The organism is Yoonia sp. 2307UL14-13 (assembly GCF_037572755.1).
Classification (GTDB): domain Bacteria; phylum Pseudomonadota; class Alphaproteobacteria; order Rhodobacterales; family Rhodobacteraceae; genus Yoonia.
This window is the reverse complement of record NZ_JBBIFZ010000008.1, coordinates 90,673-109,929: the sequence shown is the minus strand read 5'-3', so window position 1 is coordinate 109,929 and position 19,257 is coordinate 90,673. Positions and strand designations below refer to the sequence as shown.

21 protein-coding genes are annotated in these 19,257 nt (G+C 59.5%); 18 read left to right on the top strand and 3 right to left on the bottom strand.

Features of this window, described 5'->3' with window-relative positions; genetic code table 11:
- The first annotated feature begins 4 nt into the window (after positions 1-4).
- Together V8J85_RS17185 and V8J85_RS17180 are read left to right on the top strand one after the other, a co-directional pair.
- On the top strand, positions 5-2,164 hold the full coding sequence (locus V8J85_RS17185; RefSeq protein ID WP_339954998.1) for a transglycosylase domain-containing protein: 2,160 nt from the start codon (positions 5-7) through the stop codon (positions 2,162-2,164).
- A gap of 218 nt (positions 2,165-2,382) precedes the next feature.
- Positions 2,383-2,583, top strand: a complete 201-nt coding sequence (locus tag V8J85_RS17180; protein ID WP_339954997.1) for a hypothetical protein — start codon at positions 2,383-2,385, stop codon at positions 2,581-2,583.
- 124 nt (positions 2,584-2,707) lie between these two features.
- On the opposite strand, the gene V8J85_RS17175 is transcribed toward V8J85_RS17180, so the two are convergent.
- A complete protein-coding gene (locus V8J85_RS17175; RefSeq protein ID WP_339954996.1) occupies positions 2,708-3,061 on the bottom strand; it encodes a hypothetical protein in 354 nt (117 codons plus the stop codon).
- A gap of 169 nt (positions 3,062-3,230) precedes the next feature.
- Here V8J85_RS17175 and V8J85_RS17170 point away from each other — a divergent pair, with 169 nt between their 5' ends.
- From V8J85_RS17170 to V8J85_RS17140, 7 genes are all read left to right on the top strand, one after another.
- Positions 3,231-4,970, top strand: coding sequence for a type I secretion system permease/ATPase (locus tag V8J85_RS17170; RefSeq protein ID WP_339954995.1), 1,740 nt, complete (start codon positions 3,231-3,233; stop codon positions 4,968-4,970).
- 170 nt (positions 4,971-5,140) lie between these two features.
- On the top strand, positions 5,141-6,403 hold the full coding sequence (locus V8J85_RS17165; RefSeq protein WP_339955069.1) for an HlyD family type I secretion periplasmic adaptor subunit: 1,263 nt from the start codon (positions 5,141-5,143) through the stop codon (positions 6,401-6,403).
- A 51-nt stretch (positions 6,404-6,454) separates the two neighbouring features.
- Positions 6,455-6,916 (top strand): RidA family protein, encoded by a 462-nt coding sequence (locus tag V8J85_RS17160; protein ID WP_339954994.1) that lies wholly within the window; start codon positions 6,455-6,457, stop codon positions 6,914-6,916.
- Positions 6,913-7,665, top strand: a complete 753-nt coding sequence (locus V8J85_RS17155) for a glycerophosphodiester phosphodiesterase family protein (RefSeq protein ID WP_339954993.1) — start codon at positions 6,913-6,915, stop codon at positions 7,663-7,665. The genes V8J85_RS17160 and V8J85_RS17155 overlap by 4 nt, the downstream gene beginning before the upstream one ends.
- 31 nt (positions 7,666-7,696) lie before the next feature.
- On the top strand, positions 7,697-8,881 hold the full coding sequence (locus V8J85_RS17150; protein WP_339954992.1) for a GNAT family N-acetyltransferase: 1,185 nt from the start codon (positions 7,697-7,699) through the stop codon (positions 8,879-8,881).
- A complete protein-coding gene (locus V8J85_RS17145) occupies positions 8,878-9,177 on the top strand; it encodes a 4a-hydroxytetrahydrobiopterin dehydratase (RefSeq protein ID WP_339954991.1) in 300 nt (99 codons plus the stop codon). Before V8J85_RS17150 ends, V8J85_RS17145 begins: the two co-directional genes overlap by 4 nt.
- Position 9,178: 1 nt before the next feature.
- Positions 9,179-10,024 (top strand): mechanosensitive ion channel family protein, encoded by an 846-nt coding sequence (locus tag V8J85_RS17140; RefSeq protein ID WP_339954990.1) that lies wholly within the window; start codon positions 9,179-9,181, stop codon positions 10,022-10,024.
- A 29-nt stretch (positions 10,025-10,053) separates the two neighbouring features.
- Here the strand turns inward: V8J85_RS17140 and V8J85_RS17135 are convergent, their stop codons facing one another.
- Entirely contained in the window at positions 10,054-10,548 is a 495-nt protein-coding gene (locus V8J85_RS17135; protein ID WP_339955068.1) for a peroxiredoxin, read from the bottom strand.
- 89 nt (positions 10,549-10,637) lie between these two features.
- Here V8J85_RS17135 and V8J85_RS17130 point away from each other — a divergent pair, with 89 nt between their 5' ends.
- Genes V8J85_RS17130 through V8J85_RS17120 form a run of 3 tightly spaced genes read left to right on the top strand, consistent with a single transcriptional unit; the run spans position 10,638 to position 13,077 of the window.
- Positions 10,638-11,852 (top strand): NAD(P)/FAD-dependent oxidoreductase, encoded by a 1,215-nt coding sequence (locus tag V8J85_RS17130; protein ID WP_339954989.1) that lies wholly within the window; start codon positions 10,638-10,640, stop codon positions 11,850-11,852.
- Entirely contained in the window at positions 11,849-12,406 is a 558-nt protein-coding gene (gene rsmD / locus V8J85_RS17125) for a 16S rRNA (guanine(966)-N(2))-methyltransferase RsmD (RefSeq protein WP_339954988.1), read from the top strand. The genes V8J85_RS17130 and rsmD overlap by 4 nt, the downstream gene beginning before the upstream one ends.
- Positions 12,406-13,077: an HAD family hydrolase gene (locus tag V8J85_RS17120; RefSeq protein ID WP_339954987.1), complete on the top strand. Its 672-nt coding sequence runs from the start codon at positions 12,406-12,408 to the stop codon at positions 13,075-13,077. The genes rsmD and V8J85_RS17120 overlap by 1 nt, the downstream gene beginning before the upstream one ends.
- A gap of 23 nt (positions 13,078-13,100) precedes the next feature.
- Here the strand turns inward: V8J85_RS17120 and V8J85_RS17115 are convergent, their stop codons facing one another.
- Positions 13,101-14,375 carry an acetylornithine deacetylase/succinyl-diaminopimelate desuccinylase family protein gene (locus V8J85_RS17115; protein WP_339954986.1) on the bottom strand — a complete coding sequence of 425 codons (1,275 nt, stop codon included), beginning with the start codon at positions 14,373-14,375 and terminating at the stop codon, positions 13,101-13,103.
- A gap of 83 nt (positions 14,376-14,458) precedes the next feature.
- Between V8J85_RS17115 and V8J85_RS17110 the strand changes: the two genes are divergently transcribed.
- The 6 genes from V8J85_RS17110 (at position 14,459) to V8J85_RS17085 (ending at position 19,251) form a co-directional block, all read left to right on the top strand.
- Positions 14,459-15,331 carry a DNA/RNA non-specific endonuclease gene (locus tag V8J85_RS17110; RefSeq protein WP_339954985.1) on the top strand — a complete coding sequence of 291 codons (873 nt, stop codon included), beginning with the start codon at positions 14,459-14,461 and terminating at the stop codon, positions 15,329-15,331.
- A gap of 50 nt (positions 15,332-15,381) precedes the next feature.
- Positions 15,382-15,690 carry a hypothetical protein gene (locus V8J85_RS17105; protein ID WP_339954984.1) on the top strand — a complete coding sequence of 103 codons (309 nt, stop codon included), beginning with the start codon at positions 15,382-15,384 and terminating at the stop codon, positions 15,688-15,690.
- 427 nt (positions 15,691-16,117) lie between these two features.
- Complete coding sequence (locus tag V8J85_RS17100; RefSeq protein WP_339954983.1) at positions 16,118-16,612, top strand: Tox-REase-5 domain-containing protein; 495 nt, start codon at positions 16,118-16,120, stop codon at positions 16,610-16,612.
- Positions 16,613-16,859: 247 nt separating this feature from the next.
- Positions 16,860-17,327: a hypothetical protein gene (locus V8J85_RS17095; protein ID WP_339954982.1), complete on the top strand. Its 468-nt coding sequence runs from the start codon at positions 16,860-16,862 to the stop codon at positions 17,325-17,327.
- A 102-nt stretch (positions 17,328-17,429) separates the two neighbouring features.
- Positions 17,430-18,038 carry a CDP-alcohol phosphatidyltransferase family protein gene (locus tag V8J85_RS17090; RefSeq protein ID WP_339954981.1) on the top strand — a complete coding sequence of 203 codons (609 nt, stop codon included), beginning with the start codon at positions 17,430-17,432 and terminating at the stop codon, positions 18,036-18,038.
- 13 nt (positions 18,039-18,051) lie between these two features.
- On the top strand, positions 18,052-19,251 hold the full coding sequence (locus V8J85_RS17085) for an ABC transporter substrate-binding protein (RefSeq protein ID WP_339954980.1): 1,200 nt from the start codon (positions 18,052-18,054) through the stop codon (positions 19,249-19,251).
- Positions 19,252-19,257: the final 6 nt, after the last annotated feature.

The following is a 19,257-nucleotide window of genomic DNA, read 5'->3' as shown; positions in this document are numbered from 1 at the left end:
GAACATGAGTGGAAACGGCAAGAAACGAACACCTTTGGTGGCCGACAAGCGCTATCCGGCGAACAACGCGAAACCGCAGAAATCCGCCCCGGCGAAACGGACGGCATCGCGTCGTAAGGCCAAACCGGCCCGTCAGCAGAAAAAGCGCGGACTGATCGGCTGGATCCTGTTTCCGTTCGTATGGACGATCCGATTGGCTTGGGCCTTTGCCTGGCGGATCGGGCTGGTAACCGCACTGATCATCGGCGGCTTTGCGATGTATTTCGCCGCACAAATGCCACCGGTCGACGAATTGATCGACCAGCGGGCGCGCGGCTCTGTCACGATGACCGATCTGACGGGCCAGGTCTTTGCATGGCGCGGCGATCAGTTCGGTGGGAAGATCACGACCGATACCGTCTCCCCGCATCTCAAGAACGCAGTTGTCGCGACCGAGGACAAGCGCTTCTATCGCCATCTTGGCATCTCGCCGCGGGGCATTGCCTCGGCTGTGCGGATTAACCTGCGCGAAGGACGCGGGCCATTATCTGGCCACGGTGGCTCTACCCTGACCCAGCAGACGGCAAAGCTATTGTGTCTTGGCGTGCCATTCGACCCCGAAAAATGGGAAAGCGAAACAGCGTATGAAAACGATTGCCGTCAGGGATCGCTTTGGCGCAAGGCGCGCGAGGCCGTCTATTCGCTGGGGATGGAGATCGCCTATACCAAGGACGAAATCCTGACAATCTACCTCAATCGCGCATATCTGGGTGCAGGTGCCCGCGGGTTCGAAGCAGCATCGCAGCGCTATTTCAGCGCATCATCCGCCGAGGTGGACCCCGCCCAAGCCGCGATGATGGCGGGCCTTCTGACCGCCCCCTCGCGTTTTGCCCCCACCCGCAACCTGCAGCGCGCGCAGGACAGGGCCGCGACGGTGATCCGGCTGATGGAGGAGCAGCGCTATCTGACGGCTGATCAGGCCAACGATGCCCGCCAGAACCCCGCCACGCTGTCTGCCACCGCCCGCACCAATATCGCCCCGTTCTTCGCCGATTGGGTGATGAGCACCGGTCCCGAGTTCTTTACCCGCGACACGACGGAAGACGTGGTCATCCGCACAACGCTCGACAAGGATATTCAGAACGCAGCCGAAGAGGCGCTGATCAGCGTCTTTGAAACGGAAGTGCGCGAAGGGTCCGAGGCACAGGCCGCCATTGTCGTGATGTCAGCCGACGGGGCGATCCGCGCCATGGTCGGCGGGCGCAATCTGGATGAGACGGGTGCGTTCAACCGCGCGACGCAAGCGCAGCGACAAACCGGTTCGGCCTTCAAGCCGTTCATCTACGCCGCAGCACTCGATCTGGGCATGTCGCCCTATGCAATGGTCGATGACACGCGCACCTGCTATAGCGCACGCGGTTCGCGCGAATGGTGCCCCGAAAACTATGACCGCGTCTTCAAAGGGCCGGTGCCACTGACGCAGGCACTGGCCGAAAGCCGGAACATTCCCGCAATCATCGTGTCCGAGGATATCGGGCGCGAAAAGGTGCGTAACGTCGCCTTGGGCTTTGGGATTTCCGGTGACTTGGCCGCTGGACCGGCACTGGCGCTTGGCGTGTCGGAAAGCACACTGCTTGAAATGACCGGCGCCTTTGCAGGTATCCTGAACGGCGGCTCATCCGTGATCCCCTATGGTCTGACCGACCTACGTATCGTTGGCGACAGCGACGTCCTGATGGACGCGACAGGTGCCGGGATCAGCGAACGTGTCATCAGCGAAGAGGCTGCGCGGCAACTGACCTGGATGATGACCAAAGTGGTTCAGGAAGGCACCGGACAGCGGGCACGCATCGACGGATGGCAGATAGCGGGCAAGACCGGCACGACGAACTCGTCCCGTGATGCCTGGTTCATTGCTTTCACCGGCGACTATGTCACGGGCGTTTGGATGGGCTATGACGATAACCGCCCTTTGACAAAGGTCACCGGCGGCACGTTGCCCGCCACGATCTGGCGCGAAACGATGGTAAGGGTGCTGGATGGTAAGACGCCCACGCAACTACCGGTCTCAATCCCGCCGGAACCTGTGGCAACCGGTGTCCTGCAAAGCACAGGTGGCGAAGTCATCGACGAAGACATCCTGAACGTGCTCGACGATATCTTTGCGGATGATCCGACGAATTAAAAAAATCGCATGGAGCGTGGTAGCCAAGTTTTCACGTTGGTCATGGCGTTTTGGATGCGCTGACCCGGATTTGAGCCTAGGATGATGCACCTTGACGATTGCTGGGATATCAGCCCATCAGAGGCTACAATGGCATCAATAACCGGCTTCTTCTGCAGATGAATACGGACTGGGGTTAGGGTAGGCCTAGCATATTTAAGTGAAAGCAAATCTAAATCATGAAACGGCTTTGCAGCATTTGCCTCGTTCTTGCGATCTCTGGATGCTCCGTAACAAATAAAATTGAACCGGTTATTCCCGTCAGCGAAGAGCCAACTGCGGTTGAAACAGCCGTCGGCGTGGGCGTGGCCGCCGTATTGGTGTCAGCCGCATTCTTGTTGATTTCGCTTGCCGCAGTCGTGAATGACGCTGCAGACTAAGCAGCCATAGGGCTGATCGCGCAGCAGGACAAAATGTTTCGGGTTGATCGCAAATGGTCAGTTCTTCCTGCATATCGGCGATCGTCAGCCGTACATTTAGGTGCAGCCGTAAGTATCCTAGACATCACAATTCGCCCTCTTCACACCGATCATACCGAAACGCATACCCGTCCCAGATCATATAGATGCCGGTCTGTGCCTTGTCCGCCATCATGATCGCGCGTTCGGTCCAGGTCTGCCCCTCACCGGAACATTCCATCGTATAGATCGTCGCATCCATATCGTTGATGTCGACCGGATTGGTCATCCGGCATTGCACCTCGACCCCGTAAAAGATGCCTTCGTCGATCCGCAGCGATCCGCCATCGGCACCGACAAGGGCACATTCCGCATTGGCCGTCTGTTTATACACGCCGTCATAGGGGCCTGCCGCAACGGTAACAGGCGGAAACAGGCCGAAAAGGGCAGTGATCATCATCAAAGACCTGCGCATCCAAAGATTGATGGGCCATTTCAGTTATCAAATCAATCATTTGTGCTAAGTAACGCACCGGAATCGGGCCGCGTGATGATTAACCATTACCACCACCCCGAATTAAAGTATCCTGCAGGTAATCTGATCAGGCACAAAGGGCTTACGGGGGCGGATGTCAGACGAAGTGAAAGAACGGGGCGAGGCCGAATTGATCGCCGCCCGCAAGGAAAGCCGTCACCTTTATTGGATGGTCGGAATATTCAGCTTTTTCGTGAACCTGCTGATGCTGACCGGTCCGCTTTATATGCTGAACGTCTATGACCGCGTACTTAGCTCACGGTCGTTCGAGACGCTGATCGCCCTCTCGGTGCTGGTGGCGTTTCTCTACGGCATGATGGGTATCCTCGACTATGTACGTGGCCGGGTCATGGGCCGGGTCGGTGCGCGGTTTCAGGCACGGTTGGATCGGCGGGTCTTTGCGGCGGTGCTGAAGGCGACGACGCTTAATCGCGCCCCGCGCGAGGCAGCGACCGGCCTACGTGATCTGGAGTCGACCCAACGGATGATCACGTCGCCCGCGCTGATGGCGCTGTTCGATCTGCCTTGGGCACCCCTTTTCTTCTGGGGCATCTTTATCTTTCATCCGCTGATGGGGCTTCTGGCGCTGGTGGGCGGGGGCATCCTGATCGCGGTCGCGATCTTCAACCAGTTGACCACCCGCAAACCCCTGGAAGAGGCGAACGCGGCCACCTTTGCATCAGAGCAACTGGGTAGCCAAATCCGGTCCGAAAGCGAAATGGTCCATTCGCTCGGCATGCGCAACGCATCCTTCGACCGCTGGCAGGTCGCTCGCGGCAAATCGCTGGACGCCACGATCGGCGCGGCGGATGCATCCGGTACATTCACCGCACTAACCAAATCGTTCCGCCTGTTCCTGCAATCGGCGATGCTGGGCCTTGGCGCATATCTGGTGCTGATCAACCAGCTGTCCCCCGGTGCGATGATCGCCGGTTCCATCCTGCTGGGACGCGCGCTTGCACCGATCGAGATGATCGTGGGTCAATGGGCCGTGTTCCAGAAAGGGCGCGAAGGCTGGCGGCGACTGACGATCCTGCTGGGCAGTGTCAGCGAGGAAGAACAGCGTATGAAACTGCCAAAGCCCAAGGCGCGGCTGCTGGCCGATCAGGTTACCGTCGTGCCACCCGGCGAAAAGCAGGCATCGCTGCGGCTGATCAGTTTCGACGTCAAACCCGGGATGGCGGTCGGCGTGATCGGCACCTCTGGCGCAGGCAAATCCACACTGGCCCGCGTTCTGACCGGGGTCTGGCAACCGGCAGGCGGGAAAATCCGGTTGGATGGTGCGGCGCTCGATCAATACGACCCGGATGTTCTGGGCGAACATATCGGCTATCTGCCTCAGCGGGTGCAGCTGTTCGACGGTACGATCAAGGAAAATATCGCGCGCATGTCGATGACGCCCGACGACGCAGAGGTGGTGAAGGCCGCAAAGAAGGCCGCAGCGCACGAAATGATCCTGAAGTTGCCGGATGGCTATGACACCCGCGTGTCCAGTAATACCGGGCGGCTGTCCGGCGGACAGATCCAGCGTGTCGGCCTGGCCCGCGCAATGTATGGTGACCCCGTAATCCTCGTTCTGGACGAGCCGAACTCGAACCTCGATAATGACGGATCAGCCGCGCTGAACAAAGCCATCAAAACGCTCAAGGCTGAAGGAAAGGTCGTCTTTATCATGGCGCACCGTCCCGCCGCCATTCAGGAATGCGATACGCTGTTGGTGATCGAAGGCGGCGCGCGCCGTGCCTTTGGGCCCAAGGACGAGGTGCTGGCAGAAATGGTCAAAAACCACAAGGAAATCAAGCGGAGCGTGGGCAAGACCGGGGGCGTCTCATAATGAAAATGCGTGATCGCATCAAAGAAGGCGCCAAGTCGGAAAAGCTGAACGGCTTGAAAAAGCTGACGGAAAAGATGGTTGTCGACAAAGTGGTGAAACCGCAAAAGAAAGCGCCCGCCGCCAAGCCATCGAACGACCCCAACGCCGCCCGTTGGTCCACTGCGCGACACATGAGCGTTGGTCTCATCTCGCTTGGCATTCTGGTATTTGGTTTCGGTCTATGGTCCGTCTCGGCGCAGATCACCGGTGCCGTCATCACCAGCGGCCAGATCGAGGTCGACCGCAATCGTCAGGTTGTCCAGCACCCTGACGGCGGCGTCGTCGAAGAAATCCTGGTGGACGAGGGCGACACCGTCGCCGCGGGCGATCTGCTTATCCGGCTGGACGGATCGATCATGCAATCCGAACTGGCCGTCGTCGAAGGCCAGCTATTCGAGATCCTGGCCCGCCGCGCCCGGCTCGAGGCAGAGCGTGACGACCTTGATGAACTGATCTTCGATGACGTGCTGCTGGCGGCAGAGGATGCCGAGGCACAAGACCTGATCGCAGGCCAGAAGCGCCTGTTCGAAGCGCGGCGCGAGTCGAACAAAAGGTCGGTCGAGCAACTGACCCAGCAACGCGCCCAGATCGCCAGCCAATTAACCGGGATCGAAGCGCAGCAAACGGCGCTGACCACCCAGCGCGACCTGATCGCACAAGAGTTGGCCGACCAGCAAAGCCTGCTTGATCGTGGCCTCGCCCAGGCCAGCCGCGTACTGACCCTGCAACGGGAAGAGGCGAACCTTTTGGGCCGCGTTGGCGAACTGACCGCGCAGGCTGCACAAGCGCAGGAACGGATGACTGAAATCGAAATCCAGATCCTTGGCCTGTCGTCCACCCGCCGGGAAGAGGCGATCAGCCGACTGCGGGATCTGCAATTCAACGAATTGGAACTCTCTGAACGGCGACGCACGCTGACCCGGCAGCTCGACCGGCTGGATATCCGCGCACCTGTCTCGGGCGTCGTCTACGGGTTGCAGGTCTTTGCCGAACAATCGGTGATCCGACCCGCAGATCAGGTGCTGTTCCTGATCCCGCAGGACCGGCCATTGGTGATTGCCACGCAAGTGCAGGTCGTCGATATCGACCAAATCCATGTGGGGCAGGAAGTAACCTTGCGCTTCTCGGCCTTTGATCAGCGTCGCACGCCCGAACTGAAGGGCGAGGTGACACTGATCTCTGCCGACGCCTTTCAGAACGAAAATTCGGGGGTGTCCTATTACCGGGCCGAGGTGCAGTTGAACGAAGGCGAGGCCGAGAAACTGCCCGAAGACATGACACTGATCCCCGGCATGCCGGTCGAGGCCTTCGTGCGCACAGCGGACCGGACACCGATGAACTATCTGCTCAAACCGCTCGCCGATTATTTCGCCAAAGCCTTCCGCGAGTCCTGATTGCGCCTGCCCGAGTTGCCCGCTAGCGTCACGGCAACAACGGAGGATGCAATGAGCGAAATTGAATCAAAGCTGGCCGAACTGGGTGTAATCTTACAGGACGCGCCTGCGCCTGCCGCGAACTATGTTCCTTACGTGATCGCAGGCGACATGGTCTATGTATCCGGCCAGATCTCAATGGACGAAGACGGCATGATCACCGGCAAGCTGGGCGCGGACCTCAGTGTCGAAGACGGCGCCAAGGCCGCAAAAACCTGCGCGATTAGCCTGTTGGCGCAACTCAAGGCGGCTTGCGGCGGCGACATCGAACGGCTGGTGCGTGTGGTCAAACTTACCGGTTTTGTGAACTCTGCCCCCGATTTTCCGGACCAACCCAAGGTGATCAACGGCGCGTCTGACTTCCTTGTCGCGGCACTCGGCGACCGGGGCCGTCATGCACGTTCCGCCGTCAGCGCGGGCAGCCTGCCGTTCGGCGTCGCCGTCGAAATCGAAGCGATTTTCCAGATCAAATGACGCTGCCTGCGTCCTTCCTCGCCCGCCCCATCGCCCACCGCGCCTTGCATGATCGCAAGGCCGGGCGGGTCGAAAACAGCGTAAAGTCGATCAAAGCCGCGATCGATGCGGGCTATGGAATCGAACTCGACCTGCAGCTCAGCGCGGATGGGCACGCGATGGTCTTCCATGACGACGATCTGGATCGGCTGACCGCGGAAAACGGTGCCGTCCGCGCGCGAACACGCACAGGGTTGGAGGCGATCGAACTGACCGATGATGGCGGTACGATCCCGGCGTTGGAGGATGTATTGGCGTTGGTGACCGGACAGGTCCCACTGCTGATCGAGATCAAGGATCAGGACGGTAGCATGGGCGCCAATATCGGCGCGCTTGAAGAAGCGACTGCCGATGCGCTTGAAGGCTATAAAGGCGACGTCGCGCTCATGTCTTTCAACCCGCACAGCGTCGCCAAACTGGCCGAGATCGCGCCAGATATCCCCCGCGGTCTGGTCACATCCAGCTACCGCGCCGAATTCTGGCCAGAAGTTCCGGATCAGGTCCGGGACGTGTTGCGCGAGATACCGGACTATGCGCGAACCGGCAGCTGTTTCATCAGCCACGAAGCCACCGACCTGCGCCGCCCCCGTGTCGCGGAGTTGAAGGACCAGGGCGCAACTATCCTCTGCTGGACCATCCGCAGCGCACAGGCCGAGGCTGTTGCGCGTGAGATCGTGGATAACGTCACCTTCGAAGGCTATCTGGCTTGACGGCGGCTCGCGCCCGCCCAAGTTGACGTTCATGGATGATACGCCCATCGAAATCGCCGCGCACCCGACGATCAACGGCATCGACCCCGCTGATTGGGACGCCTGTGCCTGCCCCGAGGCCAATGAAGGACGACCCGACGACCCCTTTACAACCCACCGCTTCCTCAAAGCGCTGGAAGACAGCGGATCGGTCGGCCCCGGCTCTGGTTGGCAACCCCGCTACCTGACCGCCAAAATCGATGGCCAAATCGCCGCCGTCGCGCCACTCTATGCCAAGGGCCACAGCCAGGGCGAATACATCTTCGACCACAACTGGGCCCATGCCTATGAAAACGCGGGCGGGCGCTATTACCCCAAACTGCAAATCGCCGTCCCCTTCACCCCCGCCACTGGCAGGCGGTTCCTCACCCGCCCCGGCTATGAGGCCGCAGGTATGTCCGCCCTGATCCAAGGCGCGATCCAGATCGCCGCCGACAACGAACTGTCCTCGGTCCACAGCACCTTTTGTACCGAAGCCGAGGCCATCGCGGGGGCCGAAATGGGCCTACTCCATCGCACAGGGCAGCAATTCCATTGGGTGAATGACGGCTATGCGACCTTTGACGATTTCCTCGCCTCCCTGTCCAGCCGCAAACGCAAGAACATCCGTAAGGAACGCAAGCAGGCGCAGGATTTCGGGGGCGAGATCGTCGCGCTGACGGGTGACGCCATCAAAGAAGAGCATTGGGATGCCTTCTGGCAATTCTACCAGGACACTGGCAATCGCAAATGGGGGACGCCGTACCTCACGCGCAACTTCTTCCACTTTGCGCACGAGACGATGCGGGATGACATGATGCTGACGCTAGCGATCCGCGACGACCGACCTGTTGCCGGGGCACTCAATTTCATCGGGCGCGACGTCCTGTTCGGGCGCTACTGGGGCTGCACGGAACACCATCCCTGCCTGCATTTCGAGCTGTGCTACTATCAGGCCATCGACTTTGCCATTGCCCACGGCCTCGGCAAGGTCGAGGCCGGGGCGCAAGGCGAACACAAACTCGCCCGCGGCTACATGCCGACGGCCACCCATTCGTTACACTGGTTCGGCGATCCCGCTTTTCGGGACGCCGTCGAACGATATCTTGAGGCCGAACGGAACGCCGTCGATCACGAAATCGAGGTGCTGACCAGTTACGGCCCCTTTCGCAAAACCCATCAGGAGGAACAGCAATGACCGACAAACTGACCGAGGCCGAGCGTACCGAGAAAATCCAACCGCTTTTGGATAACGGCTGGGCGTTGCAAGATGGCCGTGACGCGATCCATAAAAAATTCGTCTTCGGGAACTTTGTCGAGGCTTTCGGGTTCATGACAAAGGCCGCGATCTGGGCCGAAAAATGGAACCACCATCCGGAATGGTCCAATGTTTACAAGACCGTGGAGGTTACGCTAACCACCCACGACGCCGATGGTTTATCGGCACTGGACGCGAAACTGGGCGCCAAGATGGACGCGCTCGCAGGAGACTAAGTTGGAAGAGTTATTGAATACCGAAATCTGGGGCGGCAAAACCGCCGCAGATTTGCTGACCCTCGAATTTCTCGCCTCGATCTTCGGCAGTGTCGTCGCTGCGATTCTGATCCTGATTGTCGGTTTCATTATCGGCGGCTGGGCGCGAAAGCGGCTTGTCCGGCTGGGCGAAAAGCACCGGCATCTGGATGAGACATTGTTCAACTTCCTTGGCAATATCGCGCGCTATGTCGTCGTCGGTTTTGCCTTCCTGTTCGTGCTCAACACGTTCGGCGTGCAGACAACATCCGTCATCGCCGTCATCGGTGCCGCCGGTCTCGCCATTGGTCTCGCGTTGCAAGGCACGCTATCCAACGTGGCTGCGGGTGTGATGATCGTCTTCTTCCGCCCCATCAAGATCAATGATTTCGTCGAAGTGAACGGACAGATGGGCACGGTGAAAGATATCACCCTGAACTACACCGAACTGGCCTCTATCGGGAACGTCCAGATCATCATTCCCAATTCCGAAGTTTGGGGAAACACCATCGTCAATTACTCCACCTATCCATTACGTAGGGCCGAATGGACGTTCGGCGTTGGCTACGGGGTCAACCTCAAGCAGGCCGAGGATGTGATCCGCAACACGATCATGTCAGACGAACGCTCCAAGTCAGACCCGGAGCCATTCATTCAGGTTAACAACCTCGGCAGTTCTTCGGTCGATTTCCTCGTCCGGGTGTGGTGCGACAGCGCAGTCTATTTCGCCTATCAGGCTGATATGAAGCGGCAGGTGAAAGAGGCGCTCGACGCCGCCAATATCAATATCCCGTTCCCGACGCGCACGATCGTCAGCGCGGCGGAATGACAGCGGGCGGCCAGAAAGCCGCCCTTTTCCTAGGCGTCCATCTGCTCGAGCAGTGTCTCACCAGCCGAGATTTCGCACTCGCCGGGATTGCTTTCAGCGTTCAGGATCTTCACTTCGCCATTCTCGACCAGCATCGAATAGCGCTTGGACCGGTCAACGAACCCAACGGGCGGCGCGCTGAAATTCATACCGATCGCTTTGGTAAAGCTGCTTTCCGCATCTGCCAGCATCGTGATCCCGGAATCCGTGGCACGGGTCGTATCGCCCCAGGCCTTCATCACGAACGGGTCGTTGACGGCCACGCAGATAATCTCATCCACGCCCTTTGCCTTAAAGTCGTCGTGGGTGATCATGAAACTGGGCACATGCGCGGTTGAACACGTCCCTGTATAAGCGCCCGGCAAGCCGAAAATCACCACTTTCCGATCCTTCAGCTTATCCCCCAGCGCCACTTGCTGCGGGCCATCTTCGCCCATCTGCAGCAGTGTCGCATCGGGCAGCGTGTCACCCTGTTTGATCGTCATCATTCGCCCCTGTTCGTATTTGTATCCACAGATCACTCGCATATAGAGTTTTCGACAGCAAGACACCAACGGGCAAAGGCGACAGGCACATGGCTCACATTATCGTTGTCGGCGCAGGGCAGGCCGGGGCGTCGCTCGTGGCGAAACTGCGCGGCGAAGGCTTTGACGGCGAGATCACCCTGATCGGGGCCGAGCCTGTGCCACCCTATCAGCGGCCGCCGCTGTCAAAGGCTTATCTGCTTGGAGAAATGGCCGAAGAACGGCTGTATCTGCGGCCAGCGGACTATTATGCCGATCAGAACATCACCCTCCGTCTGAACACCCGCGTCGTGGCCGTCGACCGCGCCGCCCAAGTGGTTGAAACCAACGACGGCACACGTCTGGGCTATGACCAACTGGCGCTCACCGTCGGCGCACATCCGCGCACCTTGCCGCGCAAGATGGGTGGAATGCTGAACGGAGTCTTTGCCGTGCGCGATCTGGCGGATGCAGACGCGATGGCCCCGGCCTTTGAGGCGGGCAAACATGTTCTGATCATCGGCGGTGGTTACATCGGGCTGGAGGCCGCCGCCGTCGCGTCCAAACGCGGCTTAAAAGTCACGCTGATCGAAATGGCTGACCGAATCCTGCAACGGGTCGCGGCGCCCGAAACGTCGGACTATTTCCGCGCCCTGCATCAGACTCACGGCGTCGATATTCGCGAAAGCGTCGGCCTGACCCGCCTGACTGGCGACGATCATGTGACCGGTGCGGAACTGTCCGATGGCATGCACCTCGACATCGACTTCGCCATTGTCGGTGTCGGTATCACCCCTGCGACGATCCTGGCCGGGGCCGCAGGTCTGGACGTCGACAACGGCATCACGACCGACAGCCATGGCCGCACATCGGACCCGCGCATCTGGGCGGCCGGTGACTGTGCATCGCTGATATGGGGTGACCAGCGCATCAGGCTCGAAAGCGTCGGCAACGCCATCGATCAGGCCGAGACGGTCGCATTGAACATGCTGGGGCGTGAACAGCCCTACATCGCCAAACCGTGGTTCTGGTCCGACCAGTACGATTGTAAACTACAGATCGCGGGGCTGAATCTTGGCTATACCGATGTCTATGTCCGCAAAGGCGACACCACCGGCGTGCAGTCGCACTGGTATTACAAGGGCGATCAGCTTATCGCCGTCGATGCCATGAATGATCCGCGCAACTACATGATCGGAAAACGATTGATCGAGGCCGGGCGGAGCCCCAGCCCCTCCCAAATCATCGACCCGGCAACGGACATGAAAGCGCTTTTGACCTCGTGAGGATCATCGGCGGCCAACATCGCGGCACGGCATTGGCATCCGTCGGCAAAGGGGACGCAGGCGCACATCTGCGGCCCACGACCGACCGGGTGCGCGAGAGCCTGTTCAACATCCTGCAAGGCGGTCGATTCGGCGACCGAGTGACCGACGCCCGCGTCCTCGACCTCTTCGCAGGCACCGGCGCGCTGAGCCTGGAGGCGCTTTCGCGGGGCGCCACCCATGTTACTTTCGTCGAAAACGGACGGGCCGGGCAAAAGCTGATCCGCGCCAACATCGCAAAGCTGGACCGGACCGGGGACACGATGCTCATCACAAGCGACGCAACCCGATTGCCCAAAGGCACCCCTTGCAAGCTGGTCTTCCTCGACCCGCCCTATGGCAAAGGTCTGGGACAAAAGGCTCTGAAATCCGCAACCGAAAACGGTTGGATCGCGGATGACGCGCTGATCGTCTGGGAAGAAAGCCAACCGCAAATCGCCCCACAAGGCTTCCAAACTGCCGACCAACGCCGCTATGGCGATACCTGGATCACCTTTCTGCAAAGGGCCGCCTGATGGACAACATCGAACTGGTCATCTTCGATTGCGACGGCGTGCTGGTCGACACCGAACCGGTAACCGACGTAGTCATCGCAGAAAACCTGACGACCCACGGCCTACCCATCGCACCGGACGAGGTTCATCGGCTGTTCGCGGGCGGCACGATGGCCGGGGTGCGCGATGAGGCGATCGAGCGGGGGGCCAAGCTGCCCGAAAATTGGCTTGACCAGATTTATAACCAGATCTTCACCGCACTCCGTAAAGGTGTGCCGACATATGACGGCCTCTTTGATCTGCTCGACGCACTTGATGCGAAAGGTGTCAAACGGGCGATCGCCTCGAACGGGCCCATGAAAAAGATGGCGATCTCGCTGACCCCAAGCGGTCTCTGGGACCGCTTCGCAGGCCGTATTTATTCGGGGCACGATCACGGCCCCAAACCTGCGCCTGATATGTTGTTGAAAATCATGGCTGACGCTGGTGTGGGTCCGAATGAGACGATTATGATCGACGACATGCCCGCTGGGTTTCAGGCCGCAAAGGCTACAGGCATACGCTGCCTCGCCTTCCTTGCCGATGGCGACCAAAGCCGGGCCAACGGCAGCGGTGCCACCCCTGTCAGGTCGATGCCGGAGGTTCACAAGGCGCTTGGCTTACCCGAAGGAAATACGCAGTCCCGGGCCTGAACCGGGACCTCAGCGTCGCAGACCTACTCGGGGCGTAAGATATCCACCAGCGCGCCTGCCATCACCTTGGCGCTATCCAGCATATCCTCGACGCCCACATACTCATCAGGCTTATGCGCCAGCTCCAGTATCCCTGGTCCATAGGCGATGCAGTTCCTCAACTTCCCGATCCGGTCGATATGCTTCTGATCATAAGTGCCGGGTGAGGCAACAAACTCTGCAGGTTTCCCAAGCACTTGCTCGATCTGTGCCGCCACGGTCTGGACAATCGGCGCATCGCGATCCGTCATGCTGGGCAGGACGACGTTGATCTCGCGCAGGTCGTAATCGAACCTGTCCCGTTCAGCCTTCAACCCTTCCAGCAGCGCGGTCACCTCGTCCCGCACATCCACAATATTCTCTTCCGCCAGAAAACGCCGATCGATCACGATCCGACAGCTGTCCGGGACGCAATGGGCAGGCAGGCCGGTATAATCCTCGTCCTGTTCAGGCTGGCCGCCATGAATCGAATTGATGTTCATCGTCGATGACCGGGCCCCTTCCGGCACGACAGGCATGTCAGTCGTGCGCGCCGCCATGGCGGGATACAGCTTATCCTCGAATTCGGTCAGCACAGCCCCCATATGCCTGACCGCGCAATCGCCAAGGAAAGGCATCGAACCGTGGGCGATTTCACCAAAGGTCTCGATTTCGGCCCACCAACCGCCCCTGTGGCCAAGGCAGACGCGGTCCTTGTTCAGCGGCTCGGGGATGATCACGTGCTGAACACGCTGAGGGTCGAAATACCCCTTCTCCGCGAGGTAGGCGACACCGCCATAACCACCCGATTCCTCGTCCGCTGTCCCCGAAATCTCTACGGCCCCGGCATAGTCGGGATGGGTCGCGATAAATACCTCGGCGGCAATGATCGACGCGGCCAAACCGCCCTTCATATCGCAGGCGCCACGTCCGTAAATCTTCCCATCGTCCAGTTCACCGCCAAACGGATCCCTTGTCCAGCCATGTCCGACCTCGACCACATCGATGTGGCTGTTGAAATGGACGCAATCGCCGCTGGTCCGGCCGTCACGGCGCGCGATCACGTTCCAGCGCGGATACTTGTCGCTGTCGCCGGGCGTACCGCGGGCGCGGATCAGTTCAGTTTCAAAGCCTGACGCCTGCAAGCGCCGATCCAGGTAGTCACAAATCGTCCGGTATCCGGCGCCGGGCGGGTTCAGCGTTGGGATGCGGATCAGGTCCTGGGTCAGTGCAATCAGGTCCTCGCGGCGATCGACGATAGCTTGGGTCAGGTTCTCCATGACTCCGACTATTGGACGGGCGGCGATGGCTGTAAAGCGCCGATGCGGTTGAGGGGCACGGGCCCATCTCCTAGCCTGCAACCATGGACGACATCCGACCGCCACAACATTTTGCCGGGCGCGACGGCTATGACCGCGCTTTCCTTGGCGACGTCGCAGTACCGCTGCCAATGGTCCCGCTGAACCTCGCCCGTCCCAGCGATGCAACGGATGACCGCCCGAATGAGCTGCGCTATCAGCATTTCAGCATCCTCTACAGTCTGAATCGCAAAAGCCCGGTCATCGCCGCGCTGAACATCGACGGCAGCCAAACAATCCCGATCAGGCGCCGCAGCAACCGCTGGCGCAAAGACGGGCGTATCCCCACTGATGCGCAACTGGGCCGGGCGGATTTCGGTAATCCGGACATTGACCGGGGCCACATGATCCGTCGCGCTGCTACGAATTGGGGACGGGATCGGGCGACTGCTGAACAGGCGAACGACGACACCTACCATTACACCGTTGCGAGCCCACAGCATGAGGACCTCAACCAGAACAACGACACATGGCTGGGCCTCGAAAACTACATCATGGAAAGCACCCGGACCTTCGGATTGCGGGCGAATGTGTTCACCGGCCCGATCTTTTCCGATGAAGACCCGCCGCTGGGGGACAGCGGCGCGCGGCTCCCGCTGAACTATTTTAAGGTGGTCAGCATGCTTGCCGAGGATGGCGCGTCACTGCACGCCACCAGCTATGTTCTGGGCCAAAGTGAATTCGTCCTGCAGATGCTGCGACAAGATCAAATGGCCGATTTCACCTTCGGCGCGTTCGGCACATTTCAAGTGCGGATCGCTGATTTGGAAGCAATGACAGGTTACGATTTCGGGGCGCTCAGCGCAGCCGATCCATTGGCGCAAACAGATGTCGTCTCACTGTCGCCGCTCTTGGATCTCGCACAGATAACCCTCTGAGATACATTGCTCTTCCGAAAAAAAGTAGCGCTTGTCAGCGCACGCGATAGATGTATCGTGCATGCAAGGCTTTCCTTTGCGGATTTCATGGTGACATTAAACTCACCCCGAAAATGTGGGAAACCGGACGCGCGGCGGCGCATCTGGCAAATGACAAGAAGCTCGCCGCTGACTTTCGGGACACACACGAGTCTGAAGTAGCGCACCTTTCCGACCCCGATCTGCTGGCCGCCGTTACCGACGCACGGCAGCGGGTCCTGAACCTCGGCATCAAAGACCGCAACCTGCGCATGCGCTTTGTCAAGCTGGGCGTCTTTGGCGTGCCCAGTTTTGGCAGGACGCGCTGTTCCAACAGATGATGTCCAACCCGACCGGCACACCCGACACCCGGTTCAACGATTATTGCACGTTCCCGAAACTTGGCGCCATGCGCGCGGGCCAGCCCGAAAAGGTGTGGTGGTGATGGCGGGGAAAGCAATCAAGACATTGTTGGATGAAATCGTGAGCCGGTTTCGCGGCCCCATTTCCGATCCACCGACACGCACAAATCCGATCCCAAGGACCAAACCACGCACCAACCCGGACCCCGAACCGCAACCACTGCCGCCACCGCGCACCCCACGGCCCCGGCCACCCACAGATTTCCGTGACACTGAGATGGACCCGGAAAACCCGACACAGCCATTGCCGCAAGAAGAACCGCAACCACAACCGGAAAGGGTCCGCCCCGCCAACGTCGAAGAAGAACCTCATTGCCGCGACTGCCCCGAATGTGCCGCGCGAGATATGGGGCAGGCTAAGCCAACGGCTGCGCCACAAACGCCTGCTGCTCAGAAACGTGGCTATGACTATCAGCACTTTCTATTTCCGTGGCATTGGTACGCCCCTGAGACGGCGAAAATTCAGGAATGGGAATGGAAGGGCATTGATTTTGACGCGCTACATCCGACCGAGTGTCATTTGTATGAGGCAAAGCATGGCTATAACGGTTTTCTGCGACATAGCGATGTGCCGACGCCGGAATGGGAGCATGGCGTGCCAGAATTGCAAGAATGGGCGACAAGAAAGGGCGGTACGCTGCAAGCCTTCAGGCGCATGGTGATACAAGGACGCAATCAACACTTGGCGGTCGCACCGCATAACGGAGAAGTCCATCTGACATGGGTGTTTAGCCACGGGATCACCCGCACTTACGTTGGTGCGCTTTTTCTAACCGAAATCGACGGATGGTATCATGAAATGGAAGTGAAGCCGTTTGGAGGTCAGAATGACACAAATTGATCTGAAACTTTCTACTAAACTAGCGCCTCACAAGTACGGGTTTGATGCAGGCGTCCAAGACTTTTTTAGTGCCTTGCGTTGCATTGAAAAGGTTCCCGGCTTTGATCTTGGCTGGATGATGAGCGCCAATAGGCTATAGATAGACCAACAAGCCTACGTTGAGGAATATCGGCAACTAAATGACCACGACGATCAATTCGACGTCAGCATTGCTGACAATTACGACAAAGCCATTCAGGCAGAACTCTTGTTCTACAGCTTCAGCTACACGTGGGGTCAATACGCGACCCAACTTAACGGCGAAATCCGCCGCCCCCACCCCACTCACGGCCTGCAACTCAATCACCTGATCGGTCTGGTCGATGCGGTCACCACATGGAAACGCCCGCAGCATCTTGCCTTCGGGTCTGTGTCATACCTCGTCCATTTCCACCCGCTTGCCCGTAATCGTGTCGGTATCCGCTGGATCGGCTGGCTCCCCTTTGACCTGTCCCCATCCGACGTGCCCGAGGCCGAGATTGTGCGCCCGATGAATGGCGGCACCTTGGTCATCACCCAATCGGATTTCTGGCAACCGATGCAAGGTCACCCCAACTACTCCAAAGAAGCCATCGACCGCGCGCAAGAGGTCGAAGTCCGGCTGAACCTCCTCGGCGTCCTGCCCATCGACCTTGAGTTGAACCGTGGGGATTGGGGTGTGCGAGGCACGCGGTAGCGGCGATATGTCAATCAGGGGCCGGATCGTCACTTTCCCGTCACCAAGATTGCGTGATCGTAATGCTTACGGCACAAGACAGCATCTTTTCTGGAAAACTCGATGCTCGACCGCCACGCCCGCAACATCATTGATCCGCCGTTGAACCAGATTGGCCAAGGCCTTGCCGCTGCAGGCTTTACGGCGAACGGGGTGACATTGATCGGGCTGGGGCTGGGGCTGCTGGCCGCCCTGACGATCGCCCTTGGCGCGCCGGGCTGGGCGCTGATCCCCCTCCTGGCCAGCCGTCTGGCCGACGGGCTGGACGGGGCGGTGGCCCGCGCGACGCAAAAGACGGACTTCGGCGGATACCTCGATATAACCGTCGATTTCCTGTTCTACGGCGCGATCCCGATGGCCTTTGTCTTCCTTGATCCCGTGGAGAATGGCATGGCGGGCGCATTCCTGCTGACATCGTTCTACTTCAACGGCACCAGCTTCCTCGGCTACGCCATCCTCGCCGAGAAACACGGGCACAAGACCGACGCACAGGGCCAGAAATCGCTCTACTACTCGAACGGCATCCTCGAGGGGACCGAGACGATAATCTTCTTTGTCCTCCTCTGCCTTTTCCCCGACTATTTCGCACCGCTCGCCTGGATCTTCGGCACGCTTTGCTTTGCCACGGCAACGCTGCGCATCTATGCCGCCAAACAAATCTACACGACCTGAAGGGACATCATCCATGAAACATCTTGCCGTGCTGGCCGCGCTTTTGGCGCCCGTCGCCGCCTTCGCCAACCCCGACCCCGCCGACTGGGATGCCGTCACCGCAGAGGCCGCAGGCCAGACGGTTTACTGGAACGCCTGGGGCGGCTCGACGACCACGAACGATTTTATCGCGTGGGTCGGGGAACGTGTGGCCGAAGACTATGGCGTGATCCTGGAACATGTGAAACTGACCGATACCGCCGATGCCGTCACCCGGGTCCTGTCCGAAAAACAGGCGGGCGAAAATGATGACGGCGCCATCGACATGATCTGGATCAACGGCGCCAACTTCGCCGCGATGAAAGACGCGGACCTGCTGTTCGGCCCCTATGCCGAACAACTGCCGAACTGGGCTATTGTCGATGTGGACGGCAAGACGCTGCAGACTGATTTCACCGTGCCAACGGAAGGTTTCGAAAGCCCCTGGGCCATGGCGCAGGTCGTCTTTATCCACGACACCGAGGATCTGGACGAGGCATTGCCGGATATGAACGCGATCCTGTCCTGGGCGCAGGCGAGCCCCGGCCGCTTCACCTATCCGCAACCGCCGGATTTCCTGGGAACCACCTTTCTGAAACAGGCGCTGGTCGATTTGCTGGATGATCCAACAGTGCTGGCGAAACCGGCCACCGATAAGAACTACGACAACGTGACAGCACCGCTCTGGGCGTTTCTCGACGAACTCACCCCGGTTCTCTGGCGCGAAGGCCGCGCATATCCGGCGACGGGACCGGCCCAGCTACAGCTCATCGCGGATGGTGAGATCGATCTGGCAATTTCCTTCAGTCCGGGCGAGGCCACGGCAGCCATCGCCAACAATCAGTTGCCCCCAACGGCGCGGACCTTCGTGTTGGAGAAGGGGACCATCGGCAACGCCTCTTTCGTCGCGATCCCCTACAATTCCGGGTCCAAGGCTGCCGCGATGGTCGTCGCCAACTTTCTGATGTCACCCGAGGCGCAAGCGCGCGCGCAGGATCCCGATGTGCTGGGATATGGCACCGTCCTCGACGTGGACGCGCTGTCCGCCGAAGACCGCGCCTTGTTCGATGCGCTGGAACTTGGCGTGGCCACCCTGTCCCCGGCAGAACTTGGGACAGTACAAGCCGAACCGCATCCAAGCTGGATGACCCGCATCGCCGATGATTGGATCGAACGCTACGGGGTGGCACAGTAAGGCGTG

Coding starts and splice junctions, on each gene's coding strand:
- V8J85_RS17185 (WP_339954998.1), top strand. CDS start 5: ATGAGTGGAAACGGCAAGAAACGAACACCTTTGGTGGCCGACAAGCGC.
- V8J85_RS17180 (WP_339954997.1), top strand. CDS start 2,383: ATGAAACGGCTTTGCAGCATTTGCCTCGTTCTTGCGATCTCTGGATGC.
- V8J85_RS17175 (WP_339954996.1), bottom strand. CDS start 3,061: ATGATGATCACTGCCCTTTTCGGCCTGTTTCCGCCTGTTACCGTTGCG.
- V8J85_RS17170 (WP_339954995.1), top strand. CDS start 3,231: ATGTCAGACGAAGTGAAAGAACGGGGCGAGGCCGAATTGATCGCCGCC.
- V8J85_RS17165 (WP_339955069.1), top strand. CDS start 5,141: ATGAGCGTTGGTCTCATCTCGCTTGGCATTCTGGTATTTGGTTTCGGT.
- V8J85_RS17160 (WP_339954994.1), top strand. CDS start 6,455: ATGAGCGAAATTGAATCAAAGCTGGCCGAACTGGGTGTAATCTTACAG.
- V8J85_RS17155 (WP_339954993.1), top strand. CDS start 6,913: ATGACGCTGCCTGCGTCCTTCCTCGCCCGCCCCATCGCCCACCGCGCC.
- V8J85_RS17150 (WP_339954992.1), top strand. CDS start 7,697: ATGGATGATACGCCCATCGAAATCGCCGCGCACCCGACGATCAACGGC.
- V8J85_RS17145 (WP_339954991.1), top strand. CDS start 8,878: ATGACCGACAAACTGACCGAGGCCGAGCGTACCGAGAAAATCCAACCG.
- V8J85_RS17135 (WP_339955068.1), bottom strand. CDS start 10,548: ATGACGATCAAACAGGGTGACACGCTGCCCGATGCGACACTGCTGCAG.
- V8J85_RS17130 (WP_339954989.1), top strand. CDS start 10,638: ATGGCTCACATTATCGTTGTCGGCGCAGGGCAGGCCGGGGCGTCGCTC.
- V8J85_RS17120 (WP_339954987.1), top strand. CDS start 12,406: ATGGACAACATCGAACTGGTCATCTTCGATTGCGACGGCGTGCTGGTC.
- V8J85_RS17115 (WP_339954986.1), bottom strand. CDS start 14,375: ATGGAGAACCTGACCCAAGCTATCGTCGATCGCCGCGAGGACCTGATT.
- V8J85_RS17110 (WP_339954985.1), top strand. CDS start 14,459: ATGGACGACATCCGACCGCCACAACATTTTGCCGGGCGCGACGGCTAT.
- V8J85_RS17105 (WP_339954984.1), top strand. CDS start 15,382: ATGTATCGTGCATGCAAGGCTTTCCTTTGCGGATTTCATGGTGACATT.
- V8J85_RS17100 (WP_339954983.1), top strand. CDS start 16,118: ATGGGGCAGGCTAAGCCAACGGCTGCGCCACAAACGCCTGCTGCTCAG.
- V8J85_RS17090 (WP_339954981.1), top strand. CDS start 17,430: ATGCTCGACCGCCACGCCCGCAACATCATTGATCCGCCGTTGAACCAG.
- V8J85_RS17085 (WP_339954980.1), top strand. CDS start 18,052: ATGAAACATCTTGCCGTGCTGGCCGCGCTTTTGGCGCCCGTCGCCGCC.